Here is a 15,794-nt window from a genome sequence, read left to right on the forward strand (position 1 = left end):
TCTGGGTGTTGATCACGCCTTTTCCACCGCCTGAGCGAGAATTCCCAATGCCTCTTCGACTTCGTCCTCGGTCAGCGTCATCGGCGGCGCCAGCCGGATCACGTTGCCGTACAGGCCGCCCTTGCCGACGAGCAGGCCGCGTGCCTTCGACTCGTTGAGAACGGTCGTCGCGGCACCGGGGTTCGGCTCGCCCTCCGGTCCGACGAACTCGATGCCGATCATCAGGCCCTTGCCGCGCACGTCGCCGATGACCGGGCGCTTCTCCGCGAGCTCACGCAGGCCGCCGAGCAGCCGCGAGCCGAGCTTGGCCGCGTTGGCCTGCAGGTCGTGCTCCAGCAGGTAGTTCACGGTGGCCAGCGCGCCCGCGGTGGAGACCGGGTTACCGCCGAACGTGGAGATCGAGTTGGCGTTGATCGCGTCCATCAGGTCGCCGCGCGCGACGACGCCGCCGATCGCGAGACCGTTGCCGAGGCCCTTGGCGAACGTTATCGCGTCCGGCACCACGTCGTGCGCCTGGATGCCCCAGAAGTGCTCGCCGGTGCGGCCCCAGCCGGTCTGCACCTCGTCGGAGACGAAGAGGATGCCGTACTCGTCCAGCACGTCCTTGAACGCGCGGAACAGGCCGTCCGGCGGCGAGGTGAAGCCGCCGACGCCCTGGATCGGCTCGGCGATCATGCAGGCGACGTCGCCGGACGTCGTGGTCTCGATGATCTCGCGCAGGTCGTCGACGCAGGCGGAGATGTAGTCCTTGTCGTCCAGTGCCTTGAACGGGCTGCGGTAGCGGTAGCCGCCGTGCACCCAGCTGACCTTGATCGGCGACAGCGCGGACGCGGACCAGCCGCGGTTCCCCGTGATGGCGACCGTGGCGAACGCGCGGCCGTGGTAGCTGTTGCGCAGGGCCAGCACCTGCTCGCTGCGCCGCGCCTGGGTCGCGAGCATCAGGGCGGTCTCGTTGGCCTCGGTGCCGGAGTTGGTGAAGAAGACCTTGGCGTCCGGGATGCCGCTCAGCTCCGCGATCTTCTCGGCCAGCTCGACCTGTGAGCGGATCAGGTAGAGCGTGGAGCTGTGCAGGACGCCGGTGTCGAGCTGGGAGCGGATCGCGTCGCTGATCTCCGCCACGTCGTAGCCGATGGCGTTGGTCAGGATGCCCGCGAAGAAGTCCAGGTAGGTCGTGCCCTCGCGGTCGGTCACCCGGCGCCCGCTGGCGCTCGCGATCTCGATGGGCTCGTCGTAGTAGAGGGCCAGCCACTTGGGCATCACCGCGCGGTGTCGTGCCAGCAGCTCCTTGTGGGCCATCACGTCCTCCAGGGGTTAACTCCTGTCCTCGGAGTCTGCTGTGGTGCCCGAGTCGCCGCCATGCACAACGTGTACCCGGATCGGCTGGTTGGCATTACGTTGTGTCCATGTACCCGACCGTCGCCGATGTCGTCGCTCTGCCAGTGATCAGGCAGGGAAAGCCACGTCTGGTGGCCGGGTCGGCCGGGCTGTCGCGACGGGTCCGCTGGGTGCATGTGGCGGAGATCGCAGACATCGCGCCGTTGCTGCGCGGTGGCGAGCTGGTGCTCACGACCGGCGTGATGCTGCCCGACTCCGGGCTTGCCCGGTACGTCGAGGAACTGGCCGCCGTCGGCTGCGCCGGGTTGATCGTCGAGCTGGGGCGGCGGTGGCGCGACGACGTGCCGGCCGCGCTGGTCACCGAGGCGGAACGGCACGGGTTACCGCTGGTCACACTGTCCGAGGAGACGAAGTACGTCGCCGTCACGGAGGCGGTCGTCGGCCTGATCGTGGACGCCCAGCTGGCCGAGCTGCGGGCCGCCGAGCAGGTGCACGAGACGTTCACGGCGCTGACGGTGGCCGGGGCCGAGCCCGCCGAGGTGCTGCGCGAGGTGGCGCGGACGTCCGGGCTGCCCGTCGTGCTGGAGACGCTGGGCCACGACGTGCTGGCCTACGACGCGGCGGGCCACGACCCGGTGACGTTGCTCGACGACTGGGCGGCGCGCTCGCGGGCGGTCACGGTGACCGAGCGGACCGCCTACCACGCCGGGTCCGGCTGGTTGATCACGATCGTCGGGGCGCGCGGCGCGGACTGGGGCCGGCTCGTGCTCGTGTCGCCGGAGCCGCCGCCGCACCGCCACGTGGTGGTCGCCGAGCGGGCCGCGTCCGCGCTGGCCGTGCACCGGCTCGTCGCGCGTGACCGGGAGTCGCTGGAACGGCAGACGCACCGGACCCTGCTCGCCCAGCTGCTGGGGCAGTCGCCGCAGTCGCCCGACCTGGGAGCTCGCGCGGCGGCGCTGGGCGTGCCACTGGAACGCCGTCAGCTGATCGGGATGGCGATCCGGCCGGTGTCCGTGCTGCAGGGGCAAACGCTGGCCACGCAAGAGGTTCTGCGCGACCTCGCCGAGGCGACGGCGCTGGCCGGGCGCCGGGTCACGGTCGCGGCGCTGGTCGGCGTCGTGGACGACACGTCGGTGCGGGCACTGCTGTCGGTGCCGGTGACCGTTGGGGTGGAAGGGGTTCTGCGCAAGGTCGCGCGCGAGATCCACCGGACAGCGGCGTCGACCGTCGTGATCGCCGTGGGCACGACCGTGTCGTCCACAACGGACGTTCGCCGGTCGCTGGGCGAGGCCGCGCACGTGGCCGGTGCGGCGTTGCGGGCACCGGGAACCCAGCTCTACCACCGGTTGGACGACGTGCGGCTGCGCGGGCTGCTGCACCTGCTGCGCGAGGACGAACGGATGCGGGCGTTCGCGGACCGCGAGCTCGGACCGCTGCTGGCGCGCGACTCCGCCCAGGGCTCACGGCTGGTCGAGCTGCTGCGGTGCCTGTGCGAGAACGGCGGCAACAAGTCGGCGGCCGCCACGGCCGCACACCTCTCCCGCACCGCCTACTACCAGCAGCTGGCCCGGATCGAGCAGGTCCTCGGCGTCTCCCTGGAGGACCCGGAATCCGTGCTCTCCCTCTACGTGGCCCTCCTGGTCCACGAAATGGGCCCGTGACGAAGGGAACCTTCCTACACTGGAGGAAGGTTCCCTTCATCGACAGCAACTCAGCCTTTGACCGCCGGCAGCGTGCCGGAGATGACGTTCGGGTTCGGCACGACGCCGTTGGCCGGCAGGTTCGACAGCCTCGGGGCCTTGAGGTCGCCGACGTGCGCGGTGTCGGCCAGGTCTCCGGTCTTCGGCAGCGCCGGGACGCCACCGCGGTCGGACGCGAGGGGGGCGGGCACGGAGCGCTGCTGCACGGCCGGGGCCTCCCTGGGAGCCTGCACGTCACCGGCGACCGGCGCCTGCACGTGGCCGAGCTTGAGCGCGCCCGCCGAGTCGAGCGGGTTGGCGTGCTGCGTGGCGTCGAGCACCTTGTCCGCGCCGACCTCGGGAACGCCACCGCCCAGCTGCGGCGCCTCGACGGCGTTGGCCGAGCCGACGAGCAGCGGGGCGGCACCGGCGGCGAGCAGGGCGGCGGCGCGGAGCAGTCCGGAACGAGACACAGTATTCCTCAATCTGGTTTGGGGACCGATCTTCGATTTCATCGGCTGATTCGGTTCGCCGATTTATCCGCTCGATCGGGTGGTGAGGACTTGAACCTCCCGCAACGGGAGGTCCTACGGTCGTCTTGTGACCCGCTGGAGCATCGGTGACCTGGCCAAAGCGAGCGGACTGACCGTCCGCACGCTCTACCACTACGACGAGATCGGACTGGTCGTCGCGTCGGAGCGCACGACATCCGGTCACCGTCGGTACACCCCGGAGGACGTTCGCCGCCTCTATCAGGTGAGATCGCTGCGCCAGCTAGGCCTGTCGCTCGACGAGGTCCGCACGGCACTGTCCCGTTCGGACTCGCTGCGCCCGATCTTCGAGGCCCAGCTCGCCGCGCTGACCAAGCAGGCCCAGCAGGTGGAGGCACTGCGGTCCCGGCTCGCCGCCCTGCTCGATGGGCACACCACCGAATCCCTTCTGTCCACTTTGGAGATGATGTCCGTGTACGAGAGCTACTTCACCGCCGACCAGCTGGACGACCTGCGGTCCCGCGCGGCCGCACTGGGCCAGGAGGCCGTCGAAGGGCTGAAGACGTCGTGGCTGGAGCTGGTCAAGCAACTGCGTCAGCACATGGCCGACGGCACGCCCGCCACGGACCCACGCGTCGTCGAGCTGTCACGGCAGTGGGACGAGCTCGGCGCGAAGTTCACCGGCGGCGACCCTGCGATCCAGGCGGCGGCGCAGCGGTCGTGGGAGGAGAACAAGTCCGCGATCAGCACGCAGATCGGGTGGCCGTCCGACGACGGTCTGGTCGACTACGTGAACCAGGCGCGCGCAGCTCGGTGACGTTGCCGAATCGGCAAATCCGCGGGTGAGGCCGGCTCAGGCTCGGTAGAAGTGGGGCATGCCCTCTGATGACCGCCGCCTGCAGGCCGCCAACCCGACCGGATGGTTCGAAGATCTCTACGCGGAGGCCGAAGCCGGCACGGCCTCCGTCCCCTGGGACGTTCCCCATCCGCAGCAGCACCTCGTCGAGTGGGCCCGCGACGCCCCGGACGGACTGGGCCGCAGTGCGCTCGTCGTGGGCTGTGGCTACGGCCGCGACTCGGAGTTCCTCGCCTCCCTCGGCTACGACGTGACGGCGTTCGACATCTCCCCCACCGCGGTCGCCGCCGTCCGCAAGCGCCACCCGGAGTCGAAGGTGGAGTACGTCGTCGCCGATCTGCTGAACCCTCCCGCCGAGTGGCACCGCGCGTTCGACCTGGTCGTCGAGAACATGACGGTGCAGGCCCTCCCGGTGTCCCTGCACGCGGAAGCCATCGAGAAGGTGGCGTCCCTGGTCGGCTCGACACTGCTCGTGCTGGCCGTCGCACGCGACGAGGGCCCCGAGCCGGACGGCCCGCCGTGGCCGCTGACGCCGTCCGAGATCCTGGCGTTCGAGACCGACGGTCTGTCCGCCCGCCGAGTGTTCCGCGACGAGTCCCGCTGGCTGGCCGAGTTCGGACGTTAACTGGCCATGAACTGACCACTTATGACGGACTTCTGCCGAATAGCGTGAATCATGCTCGTTCGTCGGCTGATCGCCCGTCTGCTCGACTGGCTGCTGGTGCTGGTCGTGGCGTGGCCGTTGGTCCACGAACCCGTGCTGGTGGTGCTCAGCGCAGCCGTGTACGACGCTCTGCTGCTGCGCTGGAACACCCTCGGCAAGGCCCTGACAGGCCTGAGGGTGGTGGGCCCCGCGTCCGGCCTCAGCCTCAGACGGGTGCTGGCCCGCACGCTCATCACGACCGCCCTGCCGGGCACGGGCGTGGTGCTCGTGCTGGCCGGTCTGGGCTGGCGGGAGCCGGCGCTGATGGCGGGCCTCGGCTGGCAACAGCCGTGGGTCGTCGTCGGCGAACACGTCGGCACGGGGTCTGTGGGGTGGCTCGCCTCGCTTCTACTGGTGGGCGGGGTGGTGCTGCTCGTGCTGACGGCGGTGGAGGCCCTCGATCTGCGGGGGACGCGGACGTGGCACGACCGGAAGGCGGGCACCGCCGTCATCCGGACACCCCAGCGGTGACCGGCGTTCCGCTCACCGGTGGACGCCTGACGCCGGGCATCGTCCGGCGCGGGGACACCGTGCACCGGCCTGGGTCCGATTTCGCGGCCTCCGTGCTGACCCTGCTGGAGAGCAGAGGCTTCGCGGGAGCACCCCGGCTTCTGGGTCGGGTCGACGGGATGGACGTGCTCTCGTACGTTCCAGGACACGTTCCCGCGCGGTTTCGCCCGTGGTCGGACGCCCAGGTCTCGGCAGCGGCCCGGCTGTTGCGGGAGATGCGCGACACGACCGCGGTTCTGGACGCGCTTCCTGGCGCGTTCACCCCAGCTGCACCGGGCCGTGTTCGACCGCGCGCTCACAGCAGGGACCCGATGAACCGCAACGTCTCCGGCAGCACGCGTCGCCAGTAGCCGCCGTCGTGCGCGCCGTGGTCGAACGACCCCTGAGCCCCCACCGCCCGAGCCAGCTCCTGGGCCGGGTCGTGGAACGGATCCTCCTGCCCGCACCAGACGCCGACCGGTGACTTGATGGTCGCCAGATGCCGTAACGGCTCGTGTGCCTCCCAGACCTGCCGGGACGCGAAGCCGTCGATCCGCTCCGCGTCTGCCCACGTCGGGAACAGCGCCGGACTGATCGCCGCCACCGCCTTCAACGAGCGTTGCGACGCGATGTCCAGCACGCCGAACCCGCCCATCGACACGCCCAGAGCAGCGTCGAACGGCACCGGCGGAGTGAGGTTCACCCAGTAGTCCTCACCGCCGTCGACCACCGCGCACCGGAACTTCGCGCCGTTGAGGTACCGCGGCAGGCCGAGGTCCTGCCACCACGACACGCTGCCGCCGCGGCCGTGCAGCACGAGCACTGTCGGGCCGTCGGACCCCATCCACGCGCCCCAGGGCGTCGGCTGAACGGGGACGGGTGGCACGTCCGGCACCTCGCCGTCCGGGCCCGTCCACCCGAGCAGGCGGCGGCCGCGCGGAGTCAGCGCGCCGTACGTCCCCACTGCCCCGACCAGGCCCGCGCCGCCCAGCAACACAGTTCGCCGAGAGATCCCCATGCTGATCAGTGGAACACAATGTGCGCCGAACATGACAAGCGTGGACACTCTGACACTGCCAGACCTGCGGCAGCGCACCCAGGATTCCGGGATGGAAACCGACCGCGTTGGCCTTGTTTCAGCAGCGTAACAGGGGGTTGAACGATGGCAGTCGAGTCCTCACCGCCCCAGGTCACACCTGATGGCCGCGTCGAGCTGAGCGACACAGGTCCCATCGAGGACAGCAGGTTCTTCAACCCCGAGCTCGCCCCGGTGCCGATCGAGCAGCGGACCTGGACGACATACAACTTCTTCGCGCTGTGGATGGGCATGGCGCACAACATCCCCAGTTACACGCTCGCCGCATCACTGATCGCGCTGGGCATGGACTGGGTGCAGGCGTTCGTCACGATCACGCTGGGCAACCTGATCGTGCTGATCCCCATGCTGCTCAACAGCCACGCCGGCACGAAGTACGGCATCCCGTTCCCCGTGTTCGCCCGCGCGTTCTACGGCGTGCGCGGGGCCAACCTCGTCGCCCTGCTGCGCGCCTTCATCGCGTGCGCCTGGTTCGGCATCCAGACGTGGGTGGGTGGCAAGGCGCTGCACGTGATCATCGGCAGGCTCGCCGGTGACGGGTGGGTCAAAGCGTCCGAAGTAGGCGGTCAGCCGTGGACGTTGTGGTTGTGCTTCTTCGGTTTCTGGGTCGTGCAGATGCTGATCATCTGGCGCGGCATGGACGCGATCCGGCGGTTCGAGAACTGGACGGCGCCGCTCGTCAGCGTCGGGTTCCTGATCCTGCTGGGCTACGTGCTGGTCAAGGCAGGCGGGTTCGGGCCGATCCTGCACACCGGCAGCAAGCTCGGGTGGGGACCTGACTTCTGGAAGGTCTTCTTCCCCTCGCTGATGGGCATGATCGCGTTCTGGTCGACGCTGTCGCTCAACATGCCGGACTTCACGAGGTTCGGCGGGTCGCAACGCAAGCAGGTCACCGGGCAGGTCCTCGGCCTGCCGACCACGATGTCGTTCATCGCGATCGTGGCGATCCTGACGACGTCCGGCGCGCAGGCGCTGTACGGCGAGGCGATCTGGGACCCGGCGGATCTCGCGTCCCGGTTCGACAGCACGCTGCTGGTGCTCATCGCGTTGATGTCGCTGGTGCTCGCGACGATCTCGGCGAACCTCGCGGCGAACGTCGTGAGCCCGTCCTACGACTTCTCGAACGCGTTCCCGAAGCGCATCACGTTCGCGCTGGGCGGCCTGATCACCGGTGTCGTCGGCATCCTGATCCAGCCGTGGCGGCTGATCTCCGACCCAGGCATCTACATCTTCGCGTGGCTCGGGTTCTACGGCGGCCTGCTCGCGAGCGTGGCCGGTGTGTTCGTCGCCGGGTACTGGGTGATCAGCAAGACCCGGCTCGTGCTCGGGGACCTCTACCTCGACGGACGGGGTGCGTACTGGTTCAACGGCGGCTGGAACTGGCGTGCCGTGCTGGCGACGTTCGTGGGCGGGCTGCTCGCGGTCGGCGGCGCCTACGGCGGGCCGTTCCCGGCGGACGGGCTGATCCCGTTCCTCAAGCCGCTCTACGACTACAACTGGGTGGTCGGTTTCGTCGCCGGCTTCCTGGTTTTCCTTGCTCTCAAGGACAACACGGCAAAGGAGACGACCAGGTGAGCAACATCATCCGGGCGGCGCTCGTCCAGCAGAAGTGGACGGGCGACAAGGAGTCGATGATCGCGAACGCGGTCGAGCACATCCGCAGCGCCGCTTCCCAGGGCGCGCAGGTGTTGTGTCTCCAGGAGCTCTTCTACGGACCGTACTTCTGCCAGGTTCAGGACGCCGACTTCTACTCCTACACCGAGGGGATCCCTGACGGCCCCACGACGGAGCTGATGAAGGAAGTCGCCGCGCAGAACAACATCGTGCTGATCGTGCCGATGTACGAGGTGGAACAGCCGGGCGTCTACTACAACACCGCCGCGGTCATCGACGCGGACGGCACGTACCTCGGCAAGTACCGCAAGAACCACATCCCGCAGGTCAAGGGCTTCTGGGAGAAGTTCTACTTCAAGCCGGGCAACCTCGGTTACCCGGTGTTCGACACGGCGGTCGGCCGCATCGGCGTCTACATCTGCTACGAGCGCCACTTCCCCGAGGGCTGGCGCGCGCTCGGCCTCGCCGGGGCGAAGATCGTGTTCAACCCGTCGGCGACGTCGCGTTCGTTGTCGGAGTACCTGTGGCGGCTCGAGCAGCCCGCCGCGGCCGTCGCGAACGAGTACTTCGTCGGCGCGATCAACCGCGTGGGCGTGGAACCACTGGGAGACAACGAGTTCTACGGTCAGACGTACTTCGTGTCGCCGCGCGGCCAGCTCGTCGGCGAGGCCGCATCCGACACCGAGGAAGAGCTCGTGGTGCGCGACCTCGACCTGGACCTGCTGACCCAGGTCCGCGACACGTGGGCGTTCTACCGCGACCGTCGCCCCGACACCTACGAGGGCCTGGTGACGCCGTGAGCACTCTCATCCGCAACGGCCTAGTCATCAACGCGACCGGTTCGCACGCCGCCGACGTGCTGATCGACGGCGAGCACATCGCCGCGCTCGTCACGCCGGGGTTCGAAGTCCAGGCCGACGAAGTCGTCGACGCGGCGGGGAAGTACGTCATCCCCGGCGGCATCGACGTGCACACGCACATGGAGATGCCGTTCGGCGGTACCCAGTCCGCCGACACGTTCGAGACGGGCACGACCGCGGCGGCGTGGGGCGGCACCACCACGATCGTCGACTTCGCGGTGCAGCCCAAGGGCAGCTCACTGCTGTCCACTCTGGACAAGTGGCACACCAAGGCCGACGGCAACTGCGCCATCGACTACGGCTTCCACATGATCATCTCCGACGTCACCGACGAGTCGCTGAAGGAGATGGAGTCCTGCATCGCGGCCGGCGTGAACAGCTTCAAGATGTTCATGGCCTATCCCGGCGTCTTCTACGCCACCGACGGCGAGATCCTGCGCGCCATGCAGAAGGCCCGCGAGACCGGCGCCACGATCATGATGCACGCCGAGAACGGCATCGCGATCGACCAGCTCGTCGCGCAGGCGCTGGCCAACGGTCTGGGTGACCCGGTCCAGCACGGCCTGACCCGCCCGCCGGAGCTGGAGGGCGAGGCCACGTCCCGCGCGATCCAGCTGGCTCGCGTCACCGGTTCTCCGTTGTACATAGTGCATTTGTCCGCCGCGCAAGCACTTGACGCGGTGACGGCCGCACGCGACACGGGCCAGAACGTGTTCGCCGAGACGTGCCCGCAGTACCTGTACTTGTCGCTGGAGGACCTGGCCAAGCCGGGCTTCGAGGGCGCGAAGTACGTGGCGTCGCCTCCGTTGCGGCCCAAGGAGCACCAGTCGTCGTTGTGGCGCGGGCTCAGGACGAACGACCTGTCCGTCGTGAGCACCGACCACTGCCCGTTCTGCTTCAAGGACCAGAAGCAGCTGGGCCTCGGCGACTTCTCCAAGATCCCCAACGGCATGCCCGGCGTCGAGCACCGCGTCGACCTGCTGCACCAGGGCGTCGTGAAGGGCGAGATCACCCGCGAGCGCTGGGTGGAGATCGCCTCGACCACCCCGGCCCGCATGTTCGGCATGTACCCGCGCAAGGGCGTGATCGCACCGGGCGCCGACGCCGACGTCGTGATCTACGACCCGGCGGCGACGCAGACCATCTCCGCGGAGACCCACCACATGGCCGTGGACTACTCGGCCTACGAGGGCTTCGAGGTGACGGGCAAGGTCGACACGGTGTTCTCCCGCGGCCGCAAGGTGATCGCCGACGGCGCCTACCACGGCTCGACGGGCCACGGCCGCTTCGTGTCCCGCGACCTCAACCAGTACCTGGTCTAGGAAGGAACATCGTGGACTTCGGCATTGTGCTGCAGACCGACCCGCCAGCGCGGGACGTGGTGGAAGGCCTCCGCGCCGCCGAGGACTGCGGCTTCCGCTACGGCTGGACGTTCGACTCCTGCGTGCTGTGGCAGGAACCGTTCGTCATCTACTCCCAGGTCCTCGCCGCCACCAGGGACCTGATCATCGGCCCCATGGTCACCAATCCGTCCACAAGGGACTGGTCGGTGACGGCGTCGCTCTTCGCCACGCTGAACGACATGTTCGGCAACCGCACGGTCTGCGGCATCGGCAGGGGCGACTCGGCCCGCCGCGTGATCGGCCAGAAACCCGCGTCGCTCGCGACGCTGGGCACCGCGATGCACGTGATCAAGGAACTGGCCGAGGGCCGCGAGGTGGAGCACCACGGCACACCGGTGCGAATCCCGTGGGTGCGCAACGGAAAGCTCGAGATCTGGATGGCCGCCTACGGTCCCAAGGCGCTGAAGATGGTCGGCGAACAGGCCGACGGCTTCATCCTGCAGACCGCGGACCCGGACATCGCCCGCTGGACCATCGGCTCTGTCCGGGACGCTGCCACCGCCGCCGGCCGGGACCCGTCGTCCATCACGATGTGCGTGGCCGCACCGGCCTACGTCGGAACTGATCTCCCCCATCAGCGGGATCAGTTGCGCTGGTTCGGCGGCATGGTCGGCAACCACGTGGCGGACCTCGTGTCGCGGTACGGCGACTCGGGCGTCGTGCCCAAGGCGTTGACCGACTACATCAAGGACCGGGAGGGCTACGACTACTCCCACCACGGCAAGGCGGGCAACCGCTCGACCGACTTCGTGCCGGACGCGATCGTGGACCGCTTCTGCCTGGTCGGTCCCGAGTCCGCGCACGTCGAGCGCCTGCAGGAGCTGAAGGAGATCGGCGTCGACAACTTCGCGCTGTACCTGATGCACGACGAGAAGGAGAAGACGCGCGACGCCTACGGCTCCGCGATCATCCCCGCTGTCTAGACGCCGTGAGTGGTTTCCGTCGCCCTGGCACCGGAAACCACTCACGACCTCATCAGGACACGTTCGGGTTGGAGTACGCCTTGTAGTCGCACTCCGGGATGAACGTGTCGCGGCAGACCCAGATCACGATCCGCCGGATGTTGTACTGGTCGCTGGCGTGGACGTCCGACCAGGACGTCTGCGTGTTGCAGCCGCCGTGCCAGAAGCGCTCGGTCCCGGTCCAGCGGTTGTCGACGTCGATGTACCAGTACACCGGCTGGTTGTCGCAGGCCAGGTCGCGCAGATACGCCGTGCCGATGTTGAAGCTGCGCGCACCGGTCCAGCTGATCGCGCCCCAGGCGTGCGCGTGCTTCGTGCCGACGTCGTTGGTCTCGTACACGCTGTAGTCGGTAGCCGCCAGCGCGGGCGAGGTGCCGATACCGACAACCGCGACGACGGTCGCCAGCATGGCCAGCGCCTTGGTGAACAAACGCACCCCGTTACTCCTTCCGAGTGCCACCCATTCGGGTGACGCGGAGGGATCATGCACGGCGGTTGACGAAGATCCAACACGCAGGACCGAATCGTGATCAACTTCGTCGTCCACACTCGACGGACGAGTCAACGGACGGTGCGGGTCTGACCGTCCCAGTCCGACGTGAGCGTGGCCATGAGCTCGGCCAGCTGCACCGGGTACACGGTGTCCTCAGTGGACTCCAGCTCCTCCGCGGTCCACCACCGGTGCGCCGAGATGGTGGTCTCCTCGACGTCGTCGAACCCCGAGGTGTCGATCGCGAGATCACCGTCGAGGCGCGCGTAGAAGAACCACTCCTCCGCGTCGAACGTCTCGCCGTCGAAGCTGAACACGGCGCGGCGGCGCCAGATCGGGCCGACCAGCGCGTCCGGCGCGAGCTTCACGCCGGTCTCCTCGAAGGCCTCGCGGACGGCCGCGTCGCGCAGCTCCTCACCGGCCTCGACGCCGCCGCCGACGGTGAACCAGAAGAGCTCCTGTGGGCGTGCCGGGTCGAAGCCCTGGAACAGCAGCACGCGGCCCGCGGAGTCCGTGAGCACCACCCGTGCGGACGGGCGGGGCGTGAGCATCACGGCGTCGGAGGGCGAGGCGGGCTCGGCGATCTCGAAGTACGACGGCTGCGGTGCGGTGCCGGACAGGCGCAGCCAGCGGACGATGCGGCGGCGGCGTTGCAGGAGGGTGTCGCGGACGGCGTCGTTGTGGACGCGGCGGGCCAGCACGACGCGTTCCTCGGCGTCGGCCAGTTCGAAAGCCAGTGCCGGGGCCAGCGAAGACCTGTCCACGGCCGCCAGGAGGCCGGAGAGTTCGTTCTCGGCGAGCTCGCGTTCGGCGCGGGAGGCCGACTCGGCGCGGGACGCGGCAGCCGACAGCGCCGGGTCGAGCAGGGCGCGCGTCACGACGGCGCGGCGGGCCAGGGCGGCGTCCAGGGCGGCCCAGGCGGCGTCGGTGCGGACGTGCAGGCGGTCGAGGCGGTTGGCGATCGCCAGGATCCAGGCGGCCAGCAGCAACGCGACGAGGACGACGACGAGCGCTGTCGTCACGACCGGCTCACCTCGCGCGGGTCAGCGGTGCGGCGCACAGCGGTCATGCCTCGCTCACCCGGCGCGGGTCGGCGGCGATGGCAGTCTCGTAGACGCGCAGCACCTGGCTCGCGACCACGGACCAGTCGAAGGCCTGCACGCGTTGCGACGCCGCGTCGACGTACTCGGCGCGCAGAGCGGAATCCCGCAGCACGGACCGCAGTGCGTCGGCCAGGCCGTGTGCGTCGCCGACCGGGAAGAGGACACCGGCCTTGCCGTCGTCCAGCACGCGGCGGAAGGCGTCCAGATCCGAAGCCACCACCGCGGTGCCGGCGGACATGGCCTCGGTCAGGATGATGCCGAAGGACTCGCCGCCGGTGTTCGGGGCGACGTAGACGTCCACCGAACGCAGCATCCTGGCCTTCTCCACGTCGTCGACCTGTCCGAGCAGGTCGACGCGATCGCTGAACGGCCCGTCGAACGACGACTCCCCGCGGCCCACGACCAGCAGCCGCAGGTCGGGGAACTCCTCGGCGATGAGACCGAAGGCCTCCCACAGGATCGGCATCCCCTTGCGCGGCTCGTCGTAGCGGCCCACGAAACCGATGGTGCCGCCGGAGCGCGGATAGCCGTCCAAAGTGGACGCAGAAGCGAAGAACTCGACGTCGACGCCGTTGGGGATCTCCACCGCGTCGCCGCCGAGGTGCTCGACCTGCACCCGGCGGGCCAGCGCGGAGACGGCGATGCGGGCGGTGACCTTCTCCAGGAACGGCTGCAGCACTCCCTGGAACGCCGAGAGCATCTTGGAGCGCGGCGTCGAGGTGTGGAAGGTGGCGACGATCGGGCCGTCGGCGACCATCAGCGCCAGCATCGACAACGAGGGCGCGGTGGGCTCGTGCAGGTGCAGGACGTCGAAGGAGTGCTCGTCGATCCAGCGGCGGACCCGCGCGTACGAGACGGGACCGAAGGACAGGCGGGCGACCGAACCGTTGTACGGGATACCGACCGCGCGGCCGGCCGACGTCACGAACTCCGGCAGCGACTGGTCGTCGTCGGCGGGCGCGAGCACGTTCACGGTGTGCCCGAGCGAGATCAGGGCGCGTGCGAGGTCGACGACATGGGCCTGCACTCCCCCTGGCACGTCGAAGGAGTACGGGCAGACGATCCCCACCTTCACCGCGAGAGCCTCCTGGCGAGGGCGGCGCGGCGGCTCTCCGGCAGGTCGGCGAGCCAGAGCTTCTGCAGCATGTGCCAGTCGGCGGGGTGGGCGGCGATGTCGGCGGCGAACACGTCCGCGATCGCCTGCGTGGCGGCCTGGACGGTGCTGACCTTGATCGGCGGATGGATGCGGAAGTGCCAGCCGTCCTCGGTGAACCAGCAGCCGACCGGCAGGAGCGCGGCCCCCGTGGTCATGGCCAGATGCGCCGGGCCCGCCGGCATCAGCGTCTGCTCGCCGAAGAACGTCACGGCAACGCCGGACGAGGTCAGGTCGCGGTCGGCGAGCAGGCACACGACCTTGTTGGCCCGCAGGCGCTCGGCGAGCACCGTCGCAGGTGGACGGTCGCCGCCGTTGAGCGGAAGCACCTCGAACCCCAGAGTCTCGCGGAACTCCACGAACTTCCGGTACAGCGACTCGGGCTTCAACCGCTCCGCGACCGTCGTGAACGTGCCGGAGTGGCCGACGAGCCAGACGCCCGCGATATCCCAGTTACCGCTGTGCGGCAGAGCGACGACCGCGCCGGAGCCTTCCTTCAGCGCCGCGTCGAGGTTCTCCATGCCCGACACCTGCGAGTCGCACTTCTCGTAGACGGCGCGGAGGTCCATCGACGGCAGCCGGAACGCCTCGCACCAGTACCGCGCGTACGACCGCAACGAGTCCCGCACGAGCTCGTCCAGCTCGTCCTCGCCCGCCTGCGGCACGACCCTGCGCAGGTTCCTGCGCAGCTGGTCGACACTCTCACCGCCGCGCTTCGCCGCGAAGTCGGCGCCGAGCCGGAACACCGCGCGGGCCCACGACTGCGGCAACAGGCGGATGAGCCGCCACCCGGCGGTGTATCCGAGCGTCGCGAGGTTCACGCGGCCTCCCGCGCCGACTTGGCCACGGCCAGGACGCGCTGGATCACCGTCGCCACCGTCATGACCGCGAGCAGCCACAACGAGACATCCATGAGGTGCGGCACACCGAGCCCCTGCACACCGGCGCCGACGAGGGCGACGATGAACCGCTCGGCCCGCTCGGCGAGCCCGCCGTCGGCGCTGAGCCCCGACGCCTCGGCACGCGCCTTCACGTACGAGATGACCTGCGAGGCCACCAGGCAGATGAACCCCGCCGCGGCCGTCCACCGGTTGCCGCCGGCGAACGCGTACCAGGTGAGGGCGGCGAACAGGGCCCCGTCCGCGATGCGGTCGCAGGTCGCGTCGAGCACCGCACCGAACTTCGTGGGCCCCTGGGCACGCGCCATCGCGCCGTCGATCAGGTCGAGCAGCACGAAGAACGTCACCAGCGCACAGCCGAGGAACAGCTGCCCGCGGGGGATGAACCACAGCGCGCTCGCGACGGCGCCGGCCGTGCCGACCACGGTGACGACGTTGGGAGTGAGGCCACGCGCCAGCAGCCACGCCCCGATCGGATCGGTGACGCGCGAGACGGACGCGCGAGCGAAGATGTTCAGCATGGCGTGTCGCAGCCTAGCTGGACTGCCGAAACGCGCTGCTCGCGGGTGAGGCGGGCACCCACGACGGCGGTGTCTGGTAGACGCCGTTCGAGGAGAGTCACGGGTGAGCGGTTCGGAGGCCTCCTCGGCCGCGACTATCG

General features: G+C 69.3%; 17 protein-coding genes. 9 read left to right on the forward strand and 8 right to left on the reverse strand.

The features are described from left to right. Positions 1-12: 12 nt before the first annotated feature. Positions 13-1,296, reverse strand: coding sequence for an aspartate aminotransferase family protein (locus tag JOD27_RS32135; protein WP_204766052.1), 1,284 nt, complete (start codon positions 1,294-1,296; stop codon positions 13-15). 107 nt (positions 1,297-1,403) lie between these two features. On the opposite strand from JOD27_RS32135, the gene JOD27_RS32140 reads away from it, so the two are divergent. Then, the gene (locus tag JOD27_RS32140) at positions 1,404-2,996 is read left to right on the forward strand and encodes a PucR family transcriptional regulator (protein WP_204766053.1); all 1,593 of its coding nucleotides are present in this window, start codon (positions 1,404-1,406) and stop codon (positions 2,994-2,996) included. Positions 2,997-3,046: 50 nt separating this feature from the next. Here JOD27_RS32140 and JOD27_RS32145 read toward each other — a convergent pair whose 3' ends face one another. Further along, positions 3,047-3,487 (reverse strand): hypothetical protein, encoded by a 441-nt coding sequence (locus JOD27_RS32145; protein WP_204766054.1) that lies wholly within the window; start codon positions 3,485-3,487, stop codon positions 3,047-3,049. Positions 3,488-3,614: 127 nt separating this feature from the next. Here JOD27_RS32145 and JOD27_RS32150 point away from each other — a divergent pair, with 127 nt between their 5' ends. From JOD27_RS32150 to JOD27_RS32165, 4 genes are read left to right on the forward strand one after another with little or no spacing between them, the layout of a single operon-like run. Beyond that, complete coding sequence (locus JOD27_RS32150) at positions 3,615-4,322, forward strand: MerR family transcriptional regulator (protein WP_204766055.1); 708 nt, start codon at positions 3,615-3,617, stop codon at positions 4,320-4,322. 58 nt (positions 4,323-4,380) lie between these two features. Then, positions 4,381-4,986 carry a class I SAM-dependent methyltransferase gene (locus tag JOD27_RS32155; RefSeq protein WP_204766056.1) on the forward strand — a complete coding sequence of 202 codons (606 nt, stop codon included), beginning with the start codon at positions 4,381-4,383 and terminating at the stop codon, positions 4,984-4,986. A 51-nt stretch (positions 4,987-5,037) separates the two neighbouring features. Then, positions 5,038-5,535, forward strand: coding sequence for an RDD family protein (locus tag JOD27_RS32160; protein ID WP_204766057.1), 498 nt, complete (start codon positions 5,038-5,040; stop codon positions 5,533-5,535). Then, positions 5,532-5,924, forward strand: coding sequence for a hypothetical protein (locus JOD27_RS32165; RefSeq protein WP_204766058.1), 393 nt, complete (start codon positions 5,532-5,534; stop codon positions 5,922-5,924). Before JOD27_RS32160 ends, JOD27_RS32165 begins: the two co-directional genes overlap by 4 nt. Here the strand turns inward: JOD27_RS32165 and JOD27_RS32170 are convergent. Then, positions 5,870-6,571 carry an alpha/beta hydrolase gene (locus tag JOD27_RS32170; RefSeq protein WP_204766059.1) on the reverse strand — a complete coding sequence of 234 codons (702 nt, stop codon included), beginning with the start codon at positions 6,569-6,571 and terminating at the stop codon, positions 5,870-5,872. The genes JOD27_RS32165 and JOD27_RS32170 overlap by 55 nt on opposite strands. Positions 6,572-6,715: 144 nt before the next feature. Between JOD27_RS32170 and JOD27_RS32175 the strand changes: the two genes are divergently transcribed. From JOD27_RS32175 to JOD27_RS32190, 4 genes are read left to right on the forward strand one after another with little or no spacing between them, the layout of a single operon-like run. Further along, the gene (locus tag JOD27_RS32175; RefSeq protein WP_204766060.1) at positions 6,716-8,224 is read left to right on the forward strand and encodes an NCS1 family nucleobase:cation symporter-1; all 1,509 of its coding nucleotides are present in this window, start codon (positions 6,716-6,718) and stop codon (positions 8,222-8,224) included. Further along, positions 8,221-9,063 carry a nitrilase-related carbon-nitrogen hydrolase gene (locus JOD27_RS32180; RefSeq protein WP_204766061.1) on the forward strand — a complete coding sequence of 281 codons (843 nt, stop codon included), beginning with the start codon at positions 8,221-8,223 and terminating at the stop codon, positions 9,061-9,063. The genes JOD27_RS32175 and JOD27_RS32180 overlap by 4 nt, the downstream gene beginning before the upstream one ends. After that, complete coding sequence (hydA, locus tag JOD27_RS32185; RefSeq protein WP_204766062.1) at positions 9,060-10,445, forward strand: dihydropyrimidinase; 1,386 nt, start codon at positions 9,060-9,062, stop codon at positions 10,443-10,445. The genes JOD27_RS32180 and hydA overlap by 4 nt, the downstream gene beginning before the upstream one ends. Positions 10,446-10,456: 11 nt before the next feature. Continuing rightward, positions 10,457-11,449 carry a TIGR03842 family LLM class F420-dependent oxidoreductase gene (locus tag JOD27_RS32190; RefSeq protein WP_204766063.1) on the forward strand — a complete coding sequence of 331 codons (993 nt, stop codon included), beginning with the start codon at positions 10,457-10,459 and terminating at the stop codon, positions 11,447-11,449. Positions 11,450-11,501: 52 nt separating this feature from the next. Here JOD27_RS32190 and JOD27_RS32195 read toward each other — a convergent pair whose 3' ends face one another. The 5 genes from JOD27_RS32195 to pgsA form a co-directional block, all read right to left on the reverse strand. Further along, positions 11,502-11,924, reverse strand: coding sequence for a hypothetical protein (locus tag JOD27_RS32195; protein WP_204766064.1), 423 nt, complete (start codon positions 11,922-11,924; stop codon positions 11,502-11,504). A 125-nt stretch (positions 11,925-12,049) separates the two neighbouring features. Further along, complete coding sequence (locus JOD27_RS32200) at positions 12,050-13,000, reverse strand: NUDIX hydrolase (RefSeq protein ID WP_204766065.1); 951 nt, start codon at positions 12,998-13,000, stop codon at positions 12,050-12,052. Between the two features lie 43 nt (positions 13,001-13,043). After that, the gene (locus JOD27_RS32205; RefSeq protein ID WP_204766066.1) at positions 13,044-14,156 is read right to left on the reverse strand and encodes a glycosyltransferase family 4 protein; all 1,113 of its coding nucleotides are present in this window, start codon (positions 14,154-14,156) and stop codon (positions 13,044-13,046) included. Beyond that, complete coding sequence (locus JOD27_RS32210; RefSeq protein ID WP_204766067.1) at positions 14,153-15,055, reverse strand: phosphatidylinositol mannoside acyltransferase; 903 nt, start codon at positions 15,053-15,055, stop codon at positions 14,153-14,155. Before JOD27_RS32210 ends, JOD27_RS32205 begins: the two co-directional genes overlap by 4 nt. Next, positions 15,052-15,654: a phosphatidylinositol phosphate synthase gene (pgsA, locus tag JOD27_RS32215; RefSeq protein ID WP_204766068.1), complete on the reverse strand. Its 603-nt coding sequence runs from the start codon at positions 15,652-15,654 to the stop codon at positions 15,052-15,054. The genes JOD27_RS32210 and pgsA overlap by 4 nt, the downstream gene beginning before the upstream one ends. Between the last annotated feature and the right edge of the window lie 140 nt (positions 15,655-15,794).

Source organism: Lentzea nigeriaca, assembly GCF_016907955.1.
GTDB lineage: Bacteria > Actinomycetota > Actinomycetes > Mycobacteriales > Pseudonocardiaceae > Lentzea > Lentzea nigeriaca.

Excerpts from the sequence above, each read along its gene's own strand:
- JOD27_RS32135 (WP_204766052.1), bottom strand. The coding sequence starts at position 1,296 with ATGGCCCACAAGGAGCTGCTGGCACGACACCGCGCGGTGATGCCCAAG.
- JOD27_RS32140 (WP_204766053.1), top strand. The coding sequence starts at position 1,404 with ATGTACCCGACCGTCGCCGATGTCGTCGCTCTGCCAGTGATCAGGCAG.
- JOD27_RS32155 (WP_204766056.1), top strand. The coding sequence starts at position 4,381 with ATGCCCTCTGATGACCGCCGCCTGCAGGCCGCCAACCCGACCGGATGG.
- JOD27_RS32160 (WP_204766057.1), top strand. The coding sequence starts at position 5,038 with ATGCTCGTTCGTCGGCTGATCGCCCGTCTGCTCGACTGGCTGCTGGTG.
- JOD27_RS32170 (WP_204766059.1), bottom strand. The coding sequence starts at position 6,571 with ATGGGGATCTCTCGGCGAACTGTGTTGCTGGGCGGCGCGGGCCTGGTC.
- JOD27_RS32175 (WP_204766060.1), top strand. The coding sequence starts at position 6,716 with ATGGCAGTCGAGTCCTCACCGCCCCAGGTCACACCTGATGGCCGCGTC.
- pgsA (WP_204766068.1), bottom strand. The coding sequence starts at position 15,654 with ATGCTGAACATCTTCGCTCGCGCGTCCGTCTCGCGCGTCACCGATCCG.